At 63.3% G+C, this 22280-nt stretch carries 17 protein-coding genes and 1 tRNA gene; 3 read left to right on the top strand and 15 right to left on the bottom strand.

The window, feature by feature from the left end; translation table 11 throughout:
* Window positions 1–74: 74 nt before the first annotated feature.
* The 3 genes from mgtE to HT051_RS08025 form a co-directional block, all read right to left on the bottom strand.
* Window positions 75–1463, bottom strand: coding sequence for a magnesium transporter (gene mgtE, locus HT051_RS08035; RefSeq protein ID WP_174541555.1), 1389 nt, complete (start codon window positions 1461–1463; stop codon window positions 75–77).
* Window positions 1464–1665: 202 nt separating this feature from the next.
* Window positions 1666–2742 carry a hypothetical protein gene (locus tag HT051_RS08030; RefSeq protein WP_174541554.1) on the bottom strand — a complete coding sequence of 359 codons (1077 nt, stop codon included), beginning with the start codon at window positions 2740–2742 and terminating at the stop codon, window positions 1666–1668.
* A gap of 317 nt (window positions 2743–3059) precedes the next feature.
* A tRNA-Leu gene (locus HT051_RS08025) sits at window positions 3060–3145 on the bottom strand.
* Window positions 3146–3315: 170 nt separating this feature from the next.
* Between HT051_RS08025 and lipB the strand changes: the two genes are divergently transcribed.
* Window positions 3316–4032 (top strand): lipoyl(octanoyl) transferase LipB, encoded by a 717-nt coding sequence (lipB, locus tag HT051_RS08020; RefSeq protein WP_246810020.1) that lies wholly within the window; start codon window positions 3316–3318, stop codon window positions 4030–4032.
* On the opposite strand, the gene HT051_RS08015 is transcribed toward lipB, so the two are convergent.
* The 4 genes from HT051_RS08015 to HT051_RS08000 form a co-directional block, all read right to left on the bottom strand.
* Window positions 4010–4312, bottom strand: a complete 303-nt coding sequence (locus HT051_RS08015) for an acylphosphatase (RefSeq protein ID WP_174541553.1) — start codon at window positions 4310–4312, stop codon at window positions 4010–4012. The two genes, lipB and HT051_RS08015, sit on opposite strands and share 23 nt — an antisense overlap.
* A gap of 24 nt (window positions 4313–4336) precedes the next feature.
* Window positions 4337–6352, bottom strand: a complete 2016-nt coding sequence (locus HT051_RS08010) for an acetyl/propionyl/methylcrotonyl-CoA carboxylase subunit alpha (RefSeq protein ID WP_174541552.1) — start codon at window positions 6350–6352, stop codon at window positions 4337–4339.
* Between the two features lie 80 nt (window positions 6353–6432).
* The gene (locus tag HT051_RS08005; protein WP_174541551.1) at window positions 6433–9651 is read right to left on the bottom strand and encodes an efflux RND transporter permease subunit; all 3219 of its coding nucleotides are present in this window, start codon (window positions 9649–9651) and stop codon (window positions 6433–6435) included.
* A 4-nt stretch (window positions 9652–9655) separates the two neighbouring features.
* On the bottom strand, window positions 9656–10882 hold the full coding sequence (locus HT051_RS08000; protein ID WP_174541550.1) for an efflux RND transporter periplasmic adaptor subunit: 1227 nt from the start codon (window positions 10880–10882) through the stop codon (window positions 9656–9658).
* A 216-nt stretch (window positions 10883–11098) separates the two neighbouring features.
* Here HT051_RS08000 and HT051_RS07995 point away from each other — a divergent pair, with 216 nt between their 5' ends.
* Window positions 11099–12115: an alpha/beta fold hydrolase gene (locus tag HT051_RS07995; protein ID WP_246810019.1), complete on the top strand. Its 1017-nt coding sequence runs from the start codon at window positions 11099–11101 to the stop codon at window positions 12113–12115.
* 186 nt (window positions 12116–12301) lie between these two features.
* Complete coding sequence (locus HT051_RS07990; protein WP_174541549.1) at window positions 12302–13885, top strand: bifunctional diguanylate cyclase/phosphodiesterase; 1584 nt, start codon at window positions 12302–12304, stop codon at window positions 13883–13885.
* A 79-nt stretch (window positions 13886–13964) separates the two neighbouring features.
* On the opposite strand, the gene HT051_RS07985 is transcribed toward HT051_RS07990, so the two are convergent.
* From HT051_RS07985 to HT051_RS07950, 8 genes are all read right to left on the bottom strand, one after another.
* Window positions 13965–14366 (bottom strand): EF-hand domain-containing protein, encoded by a 402-nt coding sequence (locus HT051_RS07985; RefSeq protein WP_246810018.1) that lies wholly within the window; start codon window positions 14364–14366, stop codon window positions 13965–13967.
* 333 nt (window positions 14367–14699) lie between these two features.
* Window positions 14700–15656, bottom strand: coding sequence for a hypothetical protein (locus HT051_RS07980; protein WP_174541548.1), 957 nt, complete (start codon window positions 15654–15656; stop codon window positions 14700–14702).
* A 9-nt stretch (window positions 15657–15665) separates the two neighbouring features.
* On the bottom strand, window positions 15666–17198 hold the full coding sequence (locus HT051_RS07975) for an acyl-CoA carboxylase subunit beta (protein WP_174541547.1): 1533 nt from the start codon (window positions 17196–17198) through the stop codon (window positions 15666–15668).
* A gap of 100 nt (window positions 17199–17298) precedes the next feature.
* Window positions 17299–18006, bottom strand: coding sequence for an ATP12 family chaperone protein (locus tag HT051_RS07970; protein ID WP_208454294.1), 708 nt, complete (start codon window positions 18004–18006; stop codon window positions 17299–17301).
* Window positions 18007–18037: 31 nt separating this feature from the next.
* Window positions 18038–19063, bottom strand: a complete 1026-nt coding sequence (locus HT051_RS07965) for an RluA family pseudouridine synthase (protein WP_174541545.1) — start codon at window positions 19061–19063, stop codon at window positions 18038–18040.
* A 2-nt stretch (window positions 19064–19065) separates the two neighbouring features.
* Window positions 19066–19437 carry a fluoride efflux transporter CrcB gene (gene crcB, locus HT051_RS07960; RefSeq protein ID WP_174541544.1) on the bottom strand — a complete coding sequence of 124 codons (372 nt, stop codon included), beginning with the start codon at window positions 19435–19437 and terminating at the stop codon, window positions 19066–19068.
* Between the two features lie 12 nt (window positions 19438–19449).
* Complete coding sequence (locus tag HT051_RS07955) at window positions 19450–20766, bottom strand: replication-associated recombination protein A (protein ID WP_174541543.1); 1317 nt, start codon at window positions 20764–20766, stop codon at window positions 19450–19452.
* A gap of 11 nt (window positions 20767–20777) precedes the next feature.
* Window positions 20778–22202: a Do family serine endopeptidase gene (locus HT051_RS07950; RefSeq protein WP_174541542.1), complete on the bottom strand. Its 1425-nt coding sequence runs from the start codon at window positions 22200–22202 to the stop codon at window positions 20778–20780.
* Window positions 22203–22280 lie beyond the last annotated feature (78 nt).

Below are 22280 nucleotides of genomic sequence, written 5' to 3'. Positions count from 1 at the left end.
CCGGACGGCGAGAGGCGCCCGGCGGAAGGAGTCATATCAGGCAGAACGCGCGCGCGCATCTTTCCGAGGGCGCCCTAGAGCAGCCAGATCGCGGCAAGTCCCAGAAAGGCGAAGAAGCCGACCACGTCGGTCACCGTGGTGACGAAGACGCCCGAGGTAATAGCCGGATCGACGCCCAGCTCGTTCAGGCCCAGCGGAATCAGGATGCCGGCCAGCGCCGCCACCAGCAGATTGACCACCATGGCGACGGCGATGACTAAGCCGAGATCGGTATTGCCGAACCAGAAATAGGTCACCGTGCCGATCAGCGCAGCGAACAGCAGCCCATTCAGCAAACCCACCGCCGATTCGCGCATGATCACCCGCACCGCGTTGACCGGACCGAGATCCCGGGTCGCCAGCGCCCGCACGGCCACAGTCATGGTCTGGGTGCCGGCATTGCCGCCCATGGAGGCGACGATCGGCATCAGCACCGCCAAGGCGACCATCTGCTCGATGGTGGCGTCGAACAGGCTGATCACAGCGGAGGCGAGGATCGCGGTGAAAAGATTGACCGTCAGCCAGGCGAAGCGCTGCCGCGTCGTGCTCCACACCGTATCGGCCATGGAGCTGCCGCCGCCGGAGACACCGGCAAGATGCAGGATGTCCTCCGAGGCCTCTTCCTGCACCACCTCGACCACATCGTCGGCGGTGATCACGCCGAGCAGGCGGTTGTCCTGATCCACCACCGGTGCGGAGTAGAGATTGTAGCGCTCGAAGTCGCGCGCCACGTCCTCCTGGTCGGCATTGGCCTCGATCGGCTGCACATCGTGATCGGTGATCTCCTCGATGCTCACCTTGCGCTTGGAGCGCAGCAGCCGGTTCAGCGCCACGGTGCCGATCAGGTGATAAGCGGGATCGACGACGAAAATCTCGTCGAACCGGTCCGGCAGATCGTCGGCCTTGCGCATGTAGTCGATGGTCTGGCCGACCGACCAGAACGGCGGCACCGAGATCACCTCGGTGCGCATGATGCGGCCGGCCGAATCCTCCGGATATTCCAGGCTGCGGGTCAGCGCCAGCCGCTCCGAGCGCGGCAGCTTGTCGAGGATCGCCTTCTGTTCGGACTCGTCGAGGTCTTCCAGCAGATAGACCGCGTCGTCCGAATCCAGCTGCTTCAGCGCGGCCGCCACCGTCGCCGGCGAGAGCTGCTCCAGCACCTGGTCGCGCACGCCCTCTTCCAGCTCCGGCAAGGTGCCGACCTTGAAGTCGCGACCCAAGGAGGTGATCAGCTGTTCGCGCTCGTCCGGCCTCAAGAGCTGCAGCAGGTCGGCGAGATCGCCCTCATGCAGATCGGCGGTGAGGGATTTGACTTCGGCCTTGTTGCCTTCCTCCAGCGCCGCCTCGACGGCATGCAGGAAATCGGCGCGGAAATCGCCCTCCTCGTCGCGCACGGCAATCTGGTCGTCAGGTGCGGTGTCCATCGCCTGTCCGATTCCAAAGGTCTACGCGCATAAAGCGAAGGGGCCCGGCCTCCGGCCGGAGGCGCCGATGCTATCAGCCCCTTGAGGGCTTACATCGTTCGGCTTGCGGGCAATAAACGCTGCTTCGGCCGGAATCGCCAGCCAAAAGTGGGATTTGGCCCGCCAACCGGGAAGAACGCTGGGATAAGTCCGGACGGCGCGCTTACAAGACCGCCGTCCGGTTGCGCTCGGCGCGGGCCGCAAGCGGCGCTCTGAGACTGAACAGCTGATCCAGCACCGGGTCGATCGCCGGCATCCGCTCGCGCGCAAACGCCGGCCATTCGACATCGGCGAGCGTCAGCTTGCTCTCGGCGGCTTTGGGAAAGATCTTGCCGTCCACCAGATTGGCGAAGCGGTGGCCGTGTTTGGTCTGAAGCCGGCGCTCCGCTTCATCCATATTGGGCAGGTCCTTGACGATGCGCTCGCTCTTATACTGCTCCACCGCCTCTGTCAGCGGCTGGAGCAGCCGTCGATTCACCTTCGGCAGGCGCTGCGCGAAACCGAAATTGCCTTTGACCGGCCGGAATTCACCCAGCGCGTGGCACAGATCGTCCTGAGGCAATTGCAGGCGATCCGCAGCCACGCCGTTCAAAAGCCGCGACAGCTCGCTGACCGTCCAGTCGAGCCGCTTCTGGCTCCACTGCTCGCCGGAGACCAGCCTTTCGATCAAATCTTCCGATAGCCCTGCCGTGCGAAGGACCGCGCCCATCACGCCGAGTGGTTCGGTCTTCGCATTCTGATAGGACAACGCGATGACGTCGCAATCCAGCGCCGCTACGCGATCCAAAATACCGTCGAACCAGAAATCGACATGGCCTGACTCGAGCGCCGTCACCGCTTCGATATAGCGGTCGAAGGTCTGGGAATCGCGCCGCTTGCAATTCTGGCTCCAGCGCGAGGGCAGAAAATCGGCCCAGTGACGGAAACAGAATACGAAGATCACGGGAACCCCCGCGAAGGGTTCGAGAAGCCGTTGGAACTGCGCCGTGGAGAAGGTGGAGACCACCTCATTGGAGAGGAACAGCGTGTCGAAGCCCCTCCCCTCGCAGTTCTGCAGCAAAGCGCGGCATGGCTCGGCGTCCCATTTCGGGGACTTGGCATTGAGGAACGTATTCGCTCCGGCCGAACTGTCTGGATAGAAGACGCCTTCGGAGGCCAGCGCCCTGCGTCTCTTCAAGGCGAGGTGCTGCAGCGAGGTGGTCCCCGTCTTATGCATCCCGCCATGAATAACGACGCGCATGGCTCTCCCCACCCCATCGCGTAAAAACGAACCCGCAACGAAACGTTGCGTGCAATTACTAAACCACACGCAACCAGCAGGAGACAACGCCCACGGCATACGGTGGGGAGATCAGGGAAAAGAGAGAGGTACGGGTAGCGCCAGGAAACAAGCGCTCAACTAGGCCAGAGGCCAATAGCGCGAACTCCGAGGCACCAGAAGCGCCCGACTGGGCGCCGCGCGTCTAGCGCGCCCCATCCGGTCCTCAAGCAGCCCGGAGGGCGGTAGAGACAACCGCGCTCAAGTAGGCCAGAGGCCGATAGCGCACCTAAAGAGAGTGGTGCGGTCGAGAGGAATCGAACCTCCACGGGCTAAGCCCACAGCGACCTCAACGCTGCGCGTCTACCATTTCCGCCACGACCGCAAGAAACTCGAAGACCTTCGCCGAAACCAGCGAAGGCCCATACATCAGGACACTCTGTCCTTGAAGCGAACGCTGCATTAGCAAACTCGCGGGGGCCGCGCAAGCTGACCAATCGGCGAATGTCGTGATTATATAGAGTCCATCGCTATTTCGACCAACGGATCAACATTATGCCGACCGCAAATCTGGCACGCATGACCGGAATCGCGCCCCTGCTGGGCGCCGAGGCGCTGGCTGCGCCCAAGCCCCACAGCGCCCTCGCCTGGTACCGCAGCGCCAAGCCGGTGCCCTATCCGGCCGCGCTCACCGCCATGGAGATGCGCGTTGCCGAAATTGGCGGCGGCGAATCGCCGGAGACCGTCTGGCTGCTGCAGCACCCGCCGCTCTATACCGCCGGCACCTCCGCCGATCCGAAGGAGCTGCTGGCGCCGGACAAATTCCCGGTGTTCCAGACCGGCCGCGGCGGCCGCTACACCTATCATGGACCGGGCCAGCGCGTGGCTTACGTGATGCTGGATTTGGCGGCCCGCGGCGGCGATGTCCGCGCCTTTGTGCAGGCCTTGCAGGACTGGCTGATGGGGACGCTGAAAACCTTCGGCGTGACGGGGAGCCCTATGCCGGGCGAGGTCGGCGTCTGGGTCGACGGGGCGAAGATCGCCTCGCTCGGCATCCGCATCCGCCGCGGCATCACCTTTCACGGCGTCAGCCTGAACGTCTCACCCGATCTGGAACATTTCAGCGGCATCGTGCCGTGCGGCCTGGAAGACGGCAAGGTCACGAGCCTGAAGGCACTCGGCATCGAGACGGATATGGACGCGGTCGACCGGGCGCTGATGGCGAATTTTCCGGAAAGCCTGAGCGAGGCTACCAGCCCTCGCTCGCAATGACCTGAAAGCCGGAAGGCGGCGCGCCGCCTTCGGCGACGATCTCCACCTCCCGCACCATCGCATCGGGCGGCCCTTCTTTGCAGCGCTCCAGCATCTCGGAGACCGCCTCGGGCGCGCCGGAGAACACCGCCTCCACGCTGCCGTCTTGCAGATTGCGCGCCCAGCCGTCGAGGGACAGACCCTCGGCGTTCTCTTTCGCCCACACCCGGTAATAGACGCCCTGCACCCGCCCCTTGATCTTGGTCAGAACCGTGCGGCGGGTGCTTTCGTCATCAGTCATGGGATTTGGCTCTCGCCCGCGCGGCTATTCGAACTCCATGATCACCGCATCGACATTGAGGCTGTCGCCCGGCTCGGCCAGGATGCTGGTGACAACCCCGTCGCGTTCGGCGCGGAGCACGTTCTCCATCTTCATGGCTTCGACGATACACAAGGTATCGCCGGCCTGCACCGCCTGGCCCTCTTCGACGGCCAGCGAGACCACCATGCCCGGCATCGGGCAAAGCAGCATCTTGGAGGTGTCCGGCGGCTCCTTGATGGGCATCAGCGCCATCAGCTCCGCCTCGCGGTCGGTATAAACCCGGGTCAGCACCTCGATGCCCTGATAGGTCAGCGCATAGCCATTGAGGATCGCCCGCGTCTGCACGAACACTTCGCGCCCGTCGATGGTGCCGTGCCAGACCGTATCGCCGAACCACCAATTCGAGACAAGGTGCATCTTGCGCCCCTTGCCTTCCCCGGTCAGCGCAACGACCAGCGAGCCTTCGGAGCCCGGCGAGACGGTGACCTTCTCGCTCGCCCCGCCAAGCTCCACCACGCGCTCCACCGCAAAGCAAACCGGCTCGCCCAGCATCTGCTGGGTGATGGAGCGGCGGCGCTTGTTGCTGAGATGGTCGATCGCCGCGGCGACGGCGATAAACACGTCGCGCTCCTCGCCATCGGGCGTGGACGGCACGAAGCCTTCCGGGAATTCCTCGGCGATGAACTTGGTGGAGATATCCCCCGAGCGCCAGCGCGGGTGGCGCATCAGCGCGGCGAGGAACGGGATGTTGTGGCGGAAGCCGTCGATGACGAAGGCATCCAGCGCCTTGCCCATGGCATCGATCGCCTCGATCCGCGTCGGCGCATGGGTGATCAGCTTGGCGATCATCGGATCGTAATAGATCGAGATCTCGCCGCCCTCTTCCACGCCGGTATCGAGACGCACGGTGACGCCGTTCTCATCGGTGCCCACCTCCGGCGGCTTGAAATGCACCAAACGCCCGGTGGAGGGCAGGAAGTTGCGGGTCGGGTCCTCGGCATAGACGCGCGCCTCGATGGCCGAACCGTTCAGCTTCAGATCCGACTGCTCCATACCGAGCTTCTCGCCGGCGGCGGATTTGATCATCGCCTCGACCAGATCGATTCCCGTCACCAGCTCGGTCACCGGATGCTCCACCTGCAGCCGGGTGTTCATCTCCAGGAAGTAGAAGTTCTTGTCCTTATCGACGATGAACTCCACCGTGCCGGCGGAATCGTAATCCACCGCTTTCGCCAGCTCGACGGCCTGCTGGCCCATCGCGGCGCGGGTCTCCTCGTCCAGGAACGGGCTCGGCGCCTCTTCCAGCACCTTCTGGTTGCGCCGCTGCACCGAACACTCGCGTTCCGCGAGATGGATCACATTGCCGTGCTTGTCGCCCAGCACCTGGATCTCGATATGGCGCGGCTCCTCCACGAACTTCTCGATGAACACGCGGTCGTCGCCGAAGCTCGATTTGGCTTCCGAGCGCGACGCGTCGAAGCCTTCCTCGACTTCCTTCTTGCTGTAGGCGATGCGCATGCCCTTGCCGCCGCCGCCGGCGGAGGCCTTGATCATCACCGGATAGCCGATCTCCTCGGCGATCTTCATCGCCTCCTCGGCATCCTCGATCACCCCCAGATAGCCGGGCACGGTCGAGACATCGGCCTCGGCAGCGAGCTTCTTGGATTCGATCTTGTCGCCCATCGCCTCGATGGCGTGCGGGTTCGGGCCGATAAAGGCGATGCCCGCCTTCTGCAGCGCCTTGGCGAATTCGGCATTTTCCGACAGGAAGCCATAGCCCGGATGGATGGCTTCGGCGCCGGTCTCCTTGGCCGCCTCGATGATCTTGTCGACCACCAGATAGGACTGCGCCGCGGCGGCAGGCCCGATCAGCACCGCTTCATCCGCCATATCGACGTGCAGCGCATCGCGGTCTGCCTCGGAATAGACCGCAACGGTCGCAATCCCGAGCTTTTTTGCTGTTTTTATAATGCGGCAGGCAATCTCACCGCGATTGGCGATCAGGATCTTCGAGAACATTATTCCCCCAGGGCCGTTTTTCCGCTTCGCTTCTAGAGCTTCGGCGGGGCGGAGTAAATAAGCTGGTTGCGCGCTCAGGTCTACTCGGCTGCCGAACCGGTGCTTTTGCGCTTGCGGCGGGACGTTTTGCCGGCAGCCGTTTCATCCGCCGCCTTCTCCCCGGCGCTCACCGGCTCGCCATCGCCGATATCGGTATCCGGCCAAGGTTCGGATGGAGCTTCGGACGGAGATCCAGACGGCGTCTCGGCCGCAGCTTCGGCCCGCAAAGCCTGATGATCCTTGGCCAGGAAGGTATAGACCATCGGCGTCACGAATAGGGTGAACAGCGTGCCGATGGTCAGCCCGGCGAAGATGACGAGGCCGATATCGAACCGGCTCGCAGCGCCCGCGCCAGTGGCGATCAGCAGCGGCACCATGGCGATCACCATCGAAGCGGTGGTCATCAAAATCGCGCGCAGGCGGATCGCGGCGGCATGCTCGATCGCCTCGCGCCGGCCATAGCCCTCCTCCTCCTGCAGCTTGTTGGCGAAATCCACCATCAAGATGCCGTGCTTGGAGATCAGCCCGATCAGGGTGACGAGGCCGATCTGCGTGTAGATATTGATCGAGGCGAGGCCGAGATTGATCGGCAGAAGCGCGCCGAACATCGAGGTCGGCAAGGCGACCAGAATGATGAACGGGTCGCGGAAGCTCTCATACTGCGCCGCCAGCACCAGGAAGATCAGGATCAGCGCGAAGCCGAAGGTGTAGACCAGCGAGCTCCCCTCCTGCACGTATTGGCGGCTCTGCCCGTCCCAATCGTAGGTGAAGCCGGCGGGGAAGATGCGGTCGGCGGTCTGCTCCAGATAGTCAACCGCCTCGCCCAGCGTGCGGCCGGGGAACGGCACCGCGGTGAAGGTCGCCGAGTTGAGCTGCTGGAAACTGGTCAGCGCATTGGGCTGCACCGTCTGGCTGACGCTGGCGACATTGGACAGCGGCACCAGCGTGCCCGCCTGGGTGCGCACCTGATAGCGGGTCAGCCAATCGGCATCGAGCCGGTATTTGCGCGGCACTTGCGGGATCACCTGATAGGAGCGCCCGTAGAGATCGAACAGATTGACGTAGTTACCGCCGAGCAGGGTCGCCAGCGACTGGCCGATATCGGCCATGGAAATGCCGAGGCTGTTGGCCTTGTCGTGGTCGATATCGAACTGGATCTGCGGATTTTCGAAACGCAGATCGTAATCGGTGAAGATGAACATGCCGCTCTTGTTCGCTTCGGCCACCAGCTGGTCAAGCACATCGGCAAGCTGCCGGAAGTCCTTGGTGGTGGTGATCACGAACTGCACTGCCGCGCCGCCCGTGGTGCCCGGCAGGGCCGGCGGCGAGAACATCAGGATCTTGGCCGGCGCCACATTGTTGACCTGCGGCTGCAGCTTCTGCAGCACCGCCTTCTGATCGGCGTCGCGGTCCTCCCACTCCTTCAGCAGCAAGCCGACAAACGCCTGGTGCACATCGCCCATGCCGTTGATCGTGAAGATGTGCTGCTCTTCCGGCACCTTGTCGAACACCGCGCCGAGCTGGCCGGTGGTCTGCTCCAGATAGTCCAGATTGGCATAGAGCGGCGTCTTGACGATGGCGAACAGGATGCCCTGGTCTTCCTCCGGCGCCAGCTCCTTCTGGCTGGTCATATACAGAAAGCCGGTGCCGAAGAGCACGAAGGCCAGCAGCAGCAAAGTCACCGGACGATAGTTGAGCGTCGAATGCAGCCGCCGCTGATACCAGTTCTTCAGCCGGTCGAAGCTTCGGTCGAGAAACCCGGTCAGCCCCTTGGCTTCCCCCTGCTCGTGGCGCAGCAGCCGGGAGCACATCATCGGCGATAAGGTGAGCGCGATCAGCCCTGAGACGATCACCGCCCCGGCCAGGGTGAAGGCGAATTCTCGGAACAACGAGCCGGTCACGCCGGAGACGAAGCCAATCGGCGCGTAAACCGCCGCCAGGGTGATGGTCATGGCGATGACCGGATAGACGATCTCGCGCGCCCCCTGCAGCGCCGCATCGAACGGCTTCATACCGTCCTCGATATGGCGGTAGATATTCTCCACCACCACGATGGCGTCATCCACCACCAGCCCGATGGCCAGCACCAGGGCCAGCAGCGTCATCAGATTGATCGAGTAGCCGAGCGCCATCAAAAGCGCCAGCACGCCCACCAGCGACAGCGGAATGGTGACGATGGGAATGATGGTGGAGCGCAAATTGCCGAGGAACAGGAAAATCACCACGATGACGATGATCGCCGCCTCGCCCAGCGTCTTCACCACCTCCCAGATCGAGGCGCGGATGAAGTTGGTCGCATCGTAGGCGATCGCCGCGTTGAGCCCCTCGGGTAGCGCCTTCTCGATCTTCGGCATCTCGGCGCGGACATCGGAGATCACCGTCAGCGGATTCGCCGTCGGCGTGGCATAGACACCGATGAACACCGCTTTCAGCCCGTCGAACACGGAGGAGGAGTCGCTGCTCTGCGGGCCGAGCTCGATCTCGGCGACATCGTTCAGCCGGATCAGCGCATCGCCCTGATGCGAGACCACCAGACGCCCGAACGCCTCCGGATCGCTCAAATTGGTCTGCGCATCGATATTGGTCTGGATGAACTGGCCCTTCACCTGGCCCGGCGCCGATGTGTAGTTGTTGTTGGAGAGCGCCTGGCTCACATCCAGCGGCGTCACGCCGAGCGCCGCCATCTTGTCGGGATCCAGCCAAATACGCATGGCGAAGGTCTCGCCGCCGAGAATTTCGGCGCTGGCGACCCCACCCACGGTCTGCAGCTGCGGCTGCACCACACGGGTCAGATAGTCGGTGATCTGCGAGGAGTTCATCACATCGCTGCTGAACGACAGATACATCAGCGCGGTGGAATCGCCGGTCTGCTTGGTGACGACGGAATCGTTCGCCTCGCGCGGCAGGATGCTCTTCACCTGGGCGATCTTCGACAGCACGTCGGTCATCGCCCGGTCGGGATCGGCGTTGAGCTTCAAATTCAGCGTAATGGTCGAGACGTTCTGGCTCGACGAGGCGGTGAGCGTATCGATGCCCTCGGTGCTCGCCACCGCCTGCTGGATCGGAACGGTGATGAAGCCCTGGATCAGGTCGGCATTGGCGCCCGGATAGGTGGTGGTGATGGTGATCGTCGTATTCGACATCTCCGGATACTGCCGGATCTGCAGATTGAACCCGGCTTGCAGGCCGATCAGCAGCACCAAAGCGCTCACCACCATGGCAAGCACCGGACGCTTGATGAAAATGTCGGTGAATTTCATGCCGTCACGGCCTCGGCAATTCCGCCGGCGTTTTCAGCCGTTCGGAATTGTCGATCTTGACGGGACCGTCGGGGTCCAGCTTGAGCTGGCCGGAGGTGATCACCTCCTCGCCGGCCTCGATCCCCTCCAGGATCGCCACCCGGTCCTGTTCGGCGGGGCCGACGCGCACGAAGCGCCGCTCGGCCATCAGAACCGGCCCGGCTGGCGCCTCTCCCCCTGCTCCGGCCGCATCGGCCTTCACAGTATCGGACTTGTCAGCCTCGGCCGTCTCATCGGCTTTGGCGCTATCGGGCCCAGAGGCATCCGCCGCATCTTCGCGCTTTTTCGCTACCCAGACGCTATCGCCGTAAAGCCCATAGGTAACGGCGGTGCGCGGCACGGTCACGTAAGGCTGCGGCTTGCCGGACGAGACCGCCACGTTGCCGAACATACCGGGCAGCAGCAGCTTGTCGGGATTGGGAAATTCGGCGCGGATGGTCAGCGTGCGGGTCTCCTCGTTGACCCGCACATCGAGCGCCAGCACCTTGCCGTCGAAGGATTTGTCCGGAAAAGCGTCCGAGGTAACGGTCACCGGATCGCCGACCTTGATCTGCCCGGCCTGCTTCTCAGGCACCGGGAAATCCACCCAGATCGGATCCAGCGCCTGAATCCACACCAGCCCCTCGCCGGCGGAGACATATTGGCCGCGCTCCACTTTGCGCAGCCCCAGCCGGCCGGAGAACGGCGCCAGCACCTTCTTCTGCGCGATCACCGCCTCGACCTGCTCCACCGCCGCGGCCGCCGTGTCCCGCGCCGCCGTGGCGCTGTCGAGCGAGGATTGCGAAACCGCCCCTTTCTTCACCAGATTGGACTGCCGGTCGAAATCGAGCTTGGTCTGCTTCAGCGTTGCCAGATTGCTGTGCAGCTCCGCCTGTTGCACCGAATCGTCCAGCTGCACCAGCTTGGTGCCCTCTTTCACATCGTCGCCGGTCTCGAAGAAATACTCGGCGACGATGCCGGCGATCTCCGGCGCCAAATTCACGCCTTTCGTGGCCGTTACCGTGCCGATCGCCTGGACCTTCGCGGTCCAGTCTTCTTCTCTGGCGATATCGCTGGTCACCACCGGAGCGGTGCCTTGCATCTGCGCCACGAATTTTTCGATCATCTGCGGCTTGAACACGAACTGGAAATAGGCCAGCCCGCCGAGCAGGATGCCGAAAATCAAGGCGACGATAACGAGCCGTTTGATCATGATGTCAGAAGCATGTTTGGACGTTCCCCTCGACGGCGGAGAGCCGCTTCGCCACCCGCAATATCTCAACCGTCACGTGCCCCGGGGATAGCAGGGTTTGGCCGATTTGCAAGGATCAGAAACCGTTACCGTAAGGCGAGAGTTTGGCCGCTGTACGACTGTCGCGAGAATTCCGCCGAGATGCGACATAACCATTTGATAAGACTGGAGAAACTTATGCTTCCAAGCCGTCTTCGGCTCGCCGTGCCAATGCTCGCCTGCGCGCTCCTCCTCGGCCTTGCCCAGCCCGCCTCCGCCGCGACCGAGCCGCCTATCGGCACTGCTTTGGAGGGATATCCCTATCCGTATCCGGTCAAGCTCTTCGCGCTGACCCGCGAGGGGAAGCCCTTGCGCATGGCCTATATGGATGTGGCGCCGACCGGCAAAGCCAATGGCGAAACCGTGCTTCTGTTCCACGGCCGCAACTTTCCCTCCAGCTATTGGGGCCCCGTCATCGAGACGCTCACCGGAGCCGGCTACCGGGTGATCGCGCCGGACCAGATCGGCTTCGGCAAATCCGCCAAGCCGGATTTCGACCTGCATTTCGCCGATCTCGCCCGCAACACGGCAAAGCTGCTCGACAGTCTCGATATCGGCAAGGTGAAGGTGGTGGCCCATTCCATGGGTGGCATGATGTCGATGCGCTTTACCCGCGATTATCCGGACAAGGTCGACCGGGTGCTGATGGTCGGCCCTATCGGGCTTGAGGATTACGGCCTGTTCGTCCCGCCGATCCCCATCGAGACCCTGATCGCCAACGAGGCCAAGGTGACGCCGGAAAGCTATCGCGAGGCGCTGAAAACCCGCTACCGGCTCACCCTGCCCGACAAGGATCTCGATCCCTTCGTCTGGGCGCGCACCGGAATGCGCGACAGCGCCGAATATCCCCGCTGGCTCCGCTCCTTCGCTGCCTCCGCCCAGATGGTCCTGCGCGAGCCCGTGGTTTACGAGATGCCGCTGGTCGACAAGCCCGTGCTGATCGTCATGGGCGAGAACGACCATGTCGCCCCCGGCAAGCCCGCGGCACCGAAACCGCTGCAGGAAAAGATGGGCCACAACGCCGACAACGCGAAGAAGATCGCCGCGGAAATGCCCGATGCCCGCGCCGTGATCATCGACGGCGTCGGCCATCTGCCCTTCCTGGAGGCACCGGAGCGCTTCAATGCGCTGATGCTGGACTTCCTTCAGGACTGACCGCCACGTGTCGCCAGTGAAGCGAGAAGACGTGAGTGTTCGCCATCGCGCAGTCTCGGGACTGTCCGTAGCCAGATTAAGTATGAGTTAGTTTCAAATAGTCAAAATCAATACAAATGAAATCAAGACCTTAACGAGATAGTCGGCTGTTTGTGGTGCTATCGTACTCCACAAAGGGATTGGGTTATGTCTCTCAGCCGGGGAAAAGTCCTAGGAATCCTGTCGCTCACCATCGTCACCATGTTCTGCCTCTCGGCCTTTTGGGAGTTCAGACTGGAGCGATGGCTGTGCGAGACGGTAGGGCTGCCATACGATCAAGCTTTCGAGGCGGAGGAGCGCTGGCGCTTTATCCTCACCTCCACCGCTTTCGCCGCGCTCTCGCTGATAGCTCCGGCACTGCTCCTGTTCGATGCTGCCGGCAAGCTGCGCCGGTCCTACACCGCACTGAACAGCGCCAAGAGCCTGGCCCAGTCGCTGACCCGGATCGATCCTCTGACCGGCCTTCCCAACCGCGCGGTATTTGCCGAGGAGCTGCAGGCCCAGCTCGATAAGGCCAGGGCTGCCGGGGAACATTGCGGCGTCCTTCTAATCGATATCAATCGCTTCAAGGTTGCCAACGGGCTTTATGGACATGCCACGGGCGACGCTGTCTTGCGCATCGTTGCAGAGCGCCTCGCCAACGTGACGCCGAACGACGCCACGATCGCCCGCGTCGGCGGTGACGAGTTCGCCGTCGTCATTCCCCACATGGCGGATGAGATGCCCCCGCTGGAGCTGGCACGGCGGATCAGCGCCCGCATCGGCGAATCTATTCAGGTGGCCAATGCCTCGTTCGACTTGAGCGTCACTATCGGCATATCGGTCAGCAACCACGACAGCGATCCTGAGAGCATGCTGCGTGCCGCCGATATCGCCCTCGACCGCGCCAAGCGCTCCGGTCAGACCAATATCGACGTGTTCCGGCGGCAAATGCGGGACGATATCCGCTCGCGCGCCGATATGGAGCGGAAGCTCCGCGCCGCTCTCGCCGCCGATGCGTTCGTCCCCTATTACCAGCCGCTGGTCTATCTCGACGATCGCAGTCTCTACGGCTTCGAGCTCTTGGCCCGCTGGCCGGAGGCCCGCCATCGGATCAGACCCGATGTCTTCATTCCCGTCGCCGAGGAGGTTGGGCTGATCGACGAGCTTACCTTCCGCATCCTGCGCAAGGCCTGTCTCGATGCGCGGAACTGGCGCCCCGACCTTACCATCGCGCTGAACATCTCTCCGCTCCAGCTTGCCGATTCGAGCCTGCCGGCGCGCATCCTGGCCGTACTGACCCAGACCGGCCTGGCACCGGGGCGGCTGGAGATCGAAGTGACCGAAAGCGCCGTGATGAGCAATCTGGCCGTCGCCCGGCACACCTTGTCGTCGCTGCGCAATGCCGGCATCTCCATCGCTCTGGACGATTTCGGCACCGGTCAGTCGAGTCTGGCCCAGCTTCGCACCATCCAGTTCGACAAGATCAAGATCGACCGCTCCTTTATCCGTTCGATGCGGACCAGTAGCGATAGCCGCAAGCTCGTCGCCGCCATCCTCAGCCTGGCCTATAGCCTCGATCTGAAGACCACCGCCGAGGGCGTGGAGAGTGAGCAGGACGTCGAATGGCTGGCCATGCATGGCTGCACGCTGGGCCAGGGCTATCTCTTCGGCAAGCCGCTCCCGGCCTCGGAGATCACCAGCCTCCTGGCAAGCCCGAAGCCGAAACGACGCCTCGCCATCGCCTCATAGCCATAGAAAAGCTGGGGATATAGAAAAGCCGGGGCACGAAAATACCCCGGCTCGTTTCTGGCGTCGGAAGCTTGAGGCTTTAGTAGATCAGCTTCAGCAGCTTCTTGCCTTCCTTGGTCTTCAGCTCTTTCTCGTCGACCGTCCCGTCATTGTCGGGGTTGGCGAGCTCGAACTGCTTGGTCACCACCGCCTCGTATTCCTGCATATCCAGGGTCCCGTCATTATCGGGATCGGCGGCATCCAGCTCCTTCTTGGTCAGGCGGCCTTTCAGCTCCTTGACCTCAAGCGTGCCGTCGCCATCGGGATTGATCTTCTCGAAAACAGCCTTGGCGCCGGCCTTGGCCTCGTTCAGATCGATGGTGCCGTCCTTATCGGGATCGAGGGCCTGGATGGCATCGGCGGCCTTGCCGGCAAATGCCGCACCGCCCGCCGCTACCGTCACTGCGCCGGCAATAGTCAAAATCGCTGCAATTCTTTTCACGGCAATTCTCCCTTCATGACCTCCACAGACCAACGAAACGTCGGAAAACGGCGAAGGTTTCTACGATGTGGCAGACCATGCCGGGATTTTTCTCGGCATGTCCGGGAATTCTCCGCACTTGGTAAGATTTTTGCCAATGCCTGGCAGGGGCACACGGCGTAGGCTTACGCCAGCACGTCAATACAGGCTCGCCTTGAGCCTGCGCCCGGTCCGGCTATACCGGACCCGGGTGGCAATCCAGAACCGCCAGCTACGAAGCTCCCATCGCAGCTGGATGCCCGGGTCTGCGCCCGGGCATGACGGAAAACGCGGCAGCCCTAAAGCGGCAGGTTGTTATGCTTCTTCCGCAGCGGCCCCGTCGCCTGCCTCACTGGAGTTAGCCCTTGGGATCACTCGGGCCACAAAGCGACAACCCAATTCACTGAGCTCAAACCAATCCACCGCGACAGGCGTTTCTCCATCACGCCAAGAGTAGCTCTGGCCCCGATGCTCAACCAACCCCTGAGCCTTCAGGATCTCATATCCACCTTCGTGCTCAGTATAAAACGGCTCCTTAAGGAGCTTGTCGATCCAGTTTGCTCTGACTGAAACTCCCCGCGTTATGGCAGCAATAAATTGGATGGGCATTTCAGGATCGACATACGTGAGTAATTCGGAAAAAATCTTCGAATCCCCAGCTTGAACCGCTTTTCGCAGCTTTGATTTAATCTCGTCTTCGCTCTCGAAGAACTTCGTCATCGGGCCTACTGGACGCTTTCCGTCCACCCATTTGAAACGACCTTGAAAGATATGCTGCAAAATTTGGCATTCACGCGGAGTAAGTTCCGCCAAGATACGTGAGAAACTAATAACTTCCGGATCGTAGTCCGTCGCAGCGGTGGCAATGAGAGTAGCCCACGCCGATGTTAGCACTTCGTCATCGGGTTCTTCGAGGGAAGCCCTCTCCAAGATTGGCAGCATCGCCTTGATCGGGACTTCCCCGGGGGGCTTTTGCTGATGCTCTATCTGATCACGCGTTTTTGCGGCCACCACTCCAAGCGTCGCGCCACGCCCCATTCGGAGTCTCTCGCGAAGATCTTCGAGATAGTCACCGGCCAACCCAAGAGAATGAGTGATAGGGGAAATTGCATCTAGAAAGGCCTGCGACTTGGCCCTCGTCACATCGGGAGGTACGTCAATTGAGACCTCAGTTCTTCGCTCGTAGCTCGCCCGTGCTTCAGCTTTCGCAATTGCTCCAACCTGTGCTCTAACCTCACTCGCCTTGTCCGCGTCCTCATCCTCTGAAGTCATATCCATCACCTAAAGCGGCAGGTTGTTATGCTTCTTCCAGGGGGTTTCGGCCTGCTTGTTGGCCAGCATGCGCAAGGCGCGGGCGATGCGCGGCCGCGTGCTGTGCGGCATGATCACCTCGTCGATATAGCCCCGCTCGGCGGCAACGAACGGATTGGCGAAGCGCCGCTCATATTCGTCGGTGCGCTCTTTGATCTTCTCCGGATCGCCCAGCTCCGAGCGGTAGAGGATCTCGGCGGCGCCCTTGGAGCCCATCACCGCGATCTCGGCCGACGGCCAGGCATAGTTCACATCCGCCCCGATATGCTTCGACGACATCACGTCGTAAGCGCCGCCATAGGCCTTGCGGGTGATCACCGTCACCTTCGGCACCGTCGCCTCGGAGAAGGCGAACAGCAGCTTGGCGCCGTGCTTGATCAGCCCGCCATATTCCTGGTCGGTTCCGGGCAGGAAGCCCGGCACGTCGACGAAGGTCACCAGCGGGATGTTGAAGCAGTCGCAGAAGCGCACGAAGCGGGCCGCTTTGCGCGAGGCGTCCGAATCCAGCACGCCCGCCAGCACCATCGGCTGATTGGCGACGATGCCGATGGTCCGCCCGTCCAGGCGGCCGAAGCCGGTGACGATGTTCTTGGCGAAGGACTCTTGGATCTCGAAGAAATCACCCTCGTCGATGACCTTCAGGATCAGCTCCTTCATGTCATAGGGCATATTCGGATTGTTCGGGATCAGCGTATCCAGCGAATGATCCAGCCGGTCCCAGCGATCCTCGGTGGGAAGCGCCGGCACACCGGAGAGGTTGCTCGCCGGCAGGAAATCCATGAAGCGGCGCATCTGCAACAGCATCTCGACATCGTTGTCGTAGGCGCCGTCGGCGATGGAGGATTTGGTGGTGTGCACCGAAGCGCCGCCCAGCTCCTCGGCGGTCACCTCCTCCTTGGTCACCGTCTTCACCACATCCGGGCCGGTGACGAACATGTAGGAGGTGTCGCGCACCATGAAGATGAAGTCGGTCATCGCCGGAGAATAGACGTCGCCGCCGGCGCACGGCCCCATGATCACCGAGATCTGCGGGATCACGCCGGAAGCGCGCACATTGCGCAGGAACACCTCGCCATAGCCGCCGAGCGCCGCGACGCCCTCCTGAATGCGCGCCCCGCCCGCATCGAACAGGCCGATGATCGGCACCCGGTTCTGCAGCGCCATGTCCTGGATCTTGGTCATCTTGCGCGCATGGGTCTCCGACAGCGAACCGCCGAACACCGTAAAATCCTTGGCGAAGACATAGACCACGCGGCCGTTGATGGTGCCCCAGCCGGTCACCACGCCGTCGCCCGGCACCTTGCTGTCCTGCATGCCGAAATCGGTGCAGCGATGCTCGACATACATGTCGAACTCTTCGAAAGACCCGTCGTCCAGCAGCAGCGCCAGCCGCTCCCGCGCCGTCAGCTTGCCCCGGTTATGCTGCGCATCGATACGCTTCGCGCCACCGCCGGCACGCGCCTTCTCGCGGCGGACTTCAAGCTCTTCCAGGACTTCTTTCATAATACGCTCCCCAACCCGGTCATCATACAGCGCCCGCTCAATAGCATGGTCGCGCGCCGAGGCAAGGCTCAAGTTGCACTCGCATGCACCCTCGAGCCGCTCAACACCGCAAAAGCTTTAGCATTTTTGCCGCTGCGGCGAAGTCTTGCCGGCGCGCTTCGCGCCGTTCCGCCGCCTCCGCGTCCTCGCCCCACAGGCCGATCTGCCAGTCCTCGTCCACATGGGCCGCTTCCCAGGCAGCCTCGGGCCCGATCTCGCCCTCCGCCACAGCAAGCGCCAGCAAGGCCGAGCCTGTGAGCGAGGTCATCACATGAAGAGCGGCAAGACCGAAGGGATCGAGCCCCTTCAGGGCGTCCCGCAGCGCCACCACCGAGTCCGCCGGCTGCTCGACATGGATCACCCCTTCGGCAAGGGCGAACTCTGCGCCATAGCGCTGCGCGATCCAGCCCAGCACCGGATCCCAAATCTCTTGCTGCTTGGCGATCAGCCCGTCCGGCCCGCTCGCCCGGTAGCACAGGAGATCGGTGCCGGCGAAATTGAGGATGTCCTCGAGGACCGCCTCCTCCATGGCGCTTACCCCGTCGATCGCCGTATTGGCCAGACGGGTCAGCGGCATGGTGCCGGGATCGATGGTCTCGCCCTGGCCGCGCCATTCCTCGGCCACCGCCTCGGCCAGCGCCGTGCTGGGAAAGGCCAACGGCTCGCGCTTCGGCGTCTTCACCCGCTTTCCGTCGAGCAGCACCTCCGCGCCGCCGGAGGGCACCTCTTCGACCGAGACGGTCTCGTAGAATTTCTTTGCTCCGCTCACGCGATACTCCTGTACTCCTGGTTCCGCCGCCTCAGGCGCCCTTGGCGTCCTTGCGCCCGCGGGGCTCATCGTCTCCGCTATCGCCGCCCTTCTCGGTGAAGCCGAACAACGAGAAGCTCTCCACCATATGCGCGGGCAGCGGCGCGGTGACGTCGACCACCCCCTCGCCGGTGGGATGGGGAAAGCTGATCCGCCGCGCATGCAGATGCAGCTTGTTCGGCACCCCTTCCGGCAGCGCGGTTTCGCCTTCCGGCGGATATTTGGTGTCGCCCAGGATCGGATGACCGCTCATCGCCATATGGGCACGGAGCTGATGCTGGCGCCCCGTGACCGGCTTCAGCGAGACGTAAGAGGCCTGCTGGCCGGCCCGGTCCACCACCGCGTAATAGGTCACCGCGCTCTGGGCCACGTCCTGCTCGCCGGGCCTAGCTTTCCGCACCCGGTCGCCATCCGGCGTCTGCGCCTTCACCAGCGCCGCATCGATCTTACCCTGAGGCGGCTTCGGCACCCCATAAACCAGCGCCCAGTAGATCTTGCGCACCGAGCGGGTCTGGAACGCCTTGCCGAGCTTGGCGGCGATGGAGCGCCGCTTGGCGATCACCAGAACGCCCGAGGTATCCCGGTCCAGCCGGTGCACCAGCCGCGGCCGCGTCTCCGGCCCGTCGCCGAGCCCCGCCAACATCCCATCGATATGCCGCGCCGTCTTGCTGCCCCCCTGCACCGCGAGGCCGGAGGGCTTGTTGAGGATCAGCAGGTCGTCGTCCTCGTAGAGGGTGATATCGGCCAGGAACTTGCGGTCGGCGGCGCTCAAGGGCTGCGCCTTGGCTGCGGGGGGCTTACCGCCCTGCATCGCCTGCAAGGGCGGCACGCGCACCATCTGCCCCGCCTCCAGCCGCGTATGGGATTTCGCCCGCCCGCCATCGACCCGCACCTGGCCGGTGCGCAGCAGCTTCTCCAGCCGGCTATGGGGCAGCGCGGCGAAATGGGTCTTGAACCAGCGGTCTAGGCGCATTCCGTCCTCGTCGCGGGAGACCTCCTTTGTCTCGACCCCGCTCATGGCTAAAGCGAACGCACCAGCATCATGCCGGCAAAGACCGCAATCAGCGCCACACCGACCGTGCCGAGCACGTAGCCCACGGCCTGGAAGGTTTGATGCCGCTCGTAGAGAAACGCGAAATCGGCGGAAAACGAGGAGAAGGTGGTGAAGCCGCCGAGCAGCCCGACGGTGAGAAAAGCGCGCAGGTCATTATGCACTGTCCAGCGCGTCGCCATCAGCTCGATCAGAACACCCATGGCAAAACAGCCGATAACGTTGCAGGCGAAGGTTCCCCAAGGAAACCCGAACCCGAAAAGCCGTCCGGAAATAACGCCCACCAGATAGCGCATGCTGGCGCCGAACGCGCCGCCCGCCGCCACGTAAAGAATCGTCATAGATGCTCCGCCTTACCTGCCGCCCCGCTTCGCCCGGAGCTCGGCCCAATGGGAAAGCCGCTTGGACACCTCCCGCTCATAGCCGAATCCGGTCGGGCTGTAGAATTTCTGCCGCTCCATCTCGTCGGGGAAGTAATTCTGCCCCGAGAAGCCCTCTTCCTGATCATGGTCGTAGGCATAGCCCGCGCCATAGCCCTCTTGCTGCATCAGCTTGGTCGGCGCGTTCAGGATATGCTTTGGGGGCAAGAGCGAGCCGCTCTCCCGCGCCGCGCGGTTTGCCGCGCCGAACGCCTTGTAGGCGGCGTTGGATTTCGGCGCCGTGGCGAGATAGACCGCAACTTGCGCCAGCGCCAGCTCGCCCTCCGGGCTGCCGAGAAAGTCGTAAGCCTCCTTCGCCGCATTGGCATGCACCAGAGCGACCGGATCGGCCATGCCGATATCCTCCACCGCCATGCGCACCAGTCGCCGGGCGATATAGAGCGGGTCCTCGCCGCCAGCCAGCATGCGCGCCAGCCAGTAGAGCGCTGCGTCCGGGTCCGAGCCGCGCACCGATTTATGCAGCGCGCTGATCAGATTGTAATGCCCGTCCTGGGACTTGTCGTAGAGCGGCGCCCGGCGCTGCACCAGCTTCACCAGCGCCTCGCGGTCGAGCGGCGGCTCGGCGCCCTTCTGAGTTGCGAGGAACACATCCTCGGCCAGATTGCCCAGCGCCCGGCCGTCGCCGTCGGCCATATCGATCAGCGCCTGGCGGGCATCCTCGTCCAACGGCAGCTTGCGCCCCTCGAACTTCTCCGCCCGGGCCAGCAGCTCGGAGAGCGCCGCATTGTCCAGCCGGTGGAAGGTCAGCACGCTGGCGCGCGACAGCAGCGCCGAATTGAGCTCGAAGGAGGGGTTCTCCGTGGTCGCCCCCACAAGCGTGATGGTGCCGTCTTCCATATGCGGCAGGAAGGCGTCCTGCTGCGAGCGGTTGAAGCGGTGGATCTCGTCTACGAACAGCAGCGTGCCCCTGCCCTGCTCCCGCTTCGCCTTGGCGGCATCGAACACTTTGCGCAGATCCTGCACCCCCGACTGGATCGCCGAGAGCTGCACGAAATCGAGATCGGTCTGCTTGGCCAAGAGCCGCGCCACGGTGGTCTTGCCGGTGCCCGGAGGCCCCCAGAAGATCACCGAGCCGAGGCGCCCTGCCTCCACCATGCGGATCAGCATGCCGTTCGGCCCCAGAAGATGCTCCTGGCCGATCACCTCATCCAGGCTGGACGGGCGAAGCCGGTCGGCGAGCGGGCGCGGCGCGCCCTGCTCAAGCCCCGCCGCTTCAAACAAGCTGGACATAAATCTGGTCCCTAACCGCCGATGGTCACGTTGAGCATGCGGCCGTCGCGATTGACCGTCAGCCGCCAGGCGCCGGGCCGCATCGCCAGCAGCACTTTGAGCCGCTTGACCGATGGAACCTCCTGGTCGTTGAGCTTGGCGATGATGTCGCCCTTCCGCAAGCCGATCCGCGCCGCGATGCTGCCGCGGGAGACATCCAGCACCACAACGCCGGGGCCCTCATTGTCGACATCGACCTCCTGCGCCACGGCCGGCGAGAGATTGGCCACCTCGGTGCCGGTCAGCGGGGTTCGCCCTTCGACGGCGAGCGTATTGCGCGGCGGATCCTCAACGGCTGGGACCAGCGGCAGCGCCACATTGATCGCCTTGCCGTCGCGGACCACCCCAAGCGTCGCCGTCATGCCGACGCCTTTGGTGAACAGCCGATAGTTCAGCGCTTTGGGATCCTGCACCAGCTTGCCGTCCACCGAGACGATGACGTCGCCGGCATCCAGCCCCGCCTTGGCGACCGGGCCGTCCGGCTTCACCTCAGCGATCAGCGCACCGCGCGGCCGGTCGAGGCCAAGGGATTCGGCAAGTCCTGAGGTCACCCCCTGCATCGAGGCGCCGAGCCAGGGCTGGCGCAGCGTGTTGCCTTTCAGCGCCGCCTGCACCACCAGCCGCACCATGTTGGAGGGAATCGCAAAGCCAATGCCGTGCGAGCCGCCGCTGGAGGAGAAGATCGCCGTGTTGATGCCGACCAGATGTCCGTCGACATCCACCAGCGCGCCGCCGGAATTGCCCGGATTGATCGCCGCATCGGTCTGGATGAAGAACTGATAGTCGGAAACGCCGATCTGGGTCCGCGCCAGGGCCGAGACAATGCCGCTGGTCACCGTCTGGCCGACCCCAAACGGATCGCCGATGGCGAGCACGATATCGCCGACCTTCAGACTGTCGGAATCGGTGAAGGAGATGGCCGGGAATTTCGCCCCGTCCGCATCGAGCCGCAGCACGGCAAGATCGGTGCGCTCGTCCTTGCTCACCACCTCGGCGGGGAATTCGCGCCCGTCGGAAAGCGCCACCGTGATCTCCGCCTCGCCGCTCCCCTCGATGACATGGTTGTTGGTCACCACGATGCCTTCGGGGCTGACGATCACCCCCGAGCCGAGCGAGTTCTGGATGCGCTTTTGCGGCACGCCGAGATTGCCGCCGAAGAAGCGACGGAAGAACGGGTCGTTCATGAACGGCGAGACCCGCTGGGCGACCTCGCGTTTCACATAGACGTTCACCACCGAAGGGATGGTCTGCTCGACCACCGGCGCGAAAGAGCGCTTCAGCGCGGTCTGGCTCTTCGGCACCACGCGGATCTCCGCATGGACGGCCGGCGCCGAAACGAAGAACGCCGCCATCAGGACGGCGCAGAGGCGGTATCGCAGGTAAGGCTTGGCTGACATGGGCTGCTGAGATGGGCTTTGGTGTGATTTTGCTGGATGGTCTATAGCGCAACCGGCACCAAGAATCGAACCGGCTCA

Origin of the sequence: Methyloligella sp. GL2, assembly GCF_013341275.1 — a bacterium.
Taxonomy (GTDB): domain Bacteria; phylum Pseudomonadota; class Alphaproteobacteria; order Rhizobiales; family Methyloligellaceae; genus Methyloligella.
The sequence above is the reverse complement of the archived record's forward strand: the minus strand, read 5'-3'. Positions and strand labels throughout refer to the sequence as shown.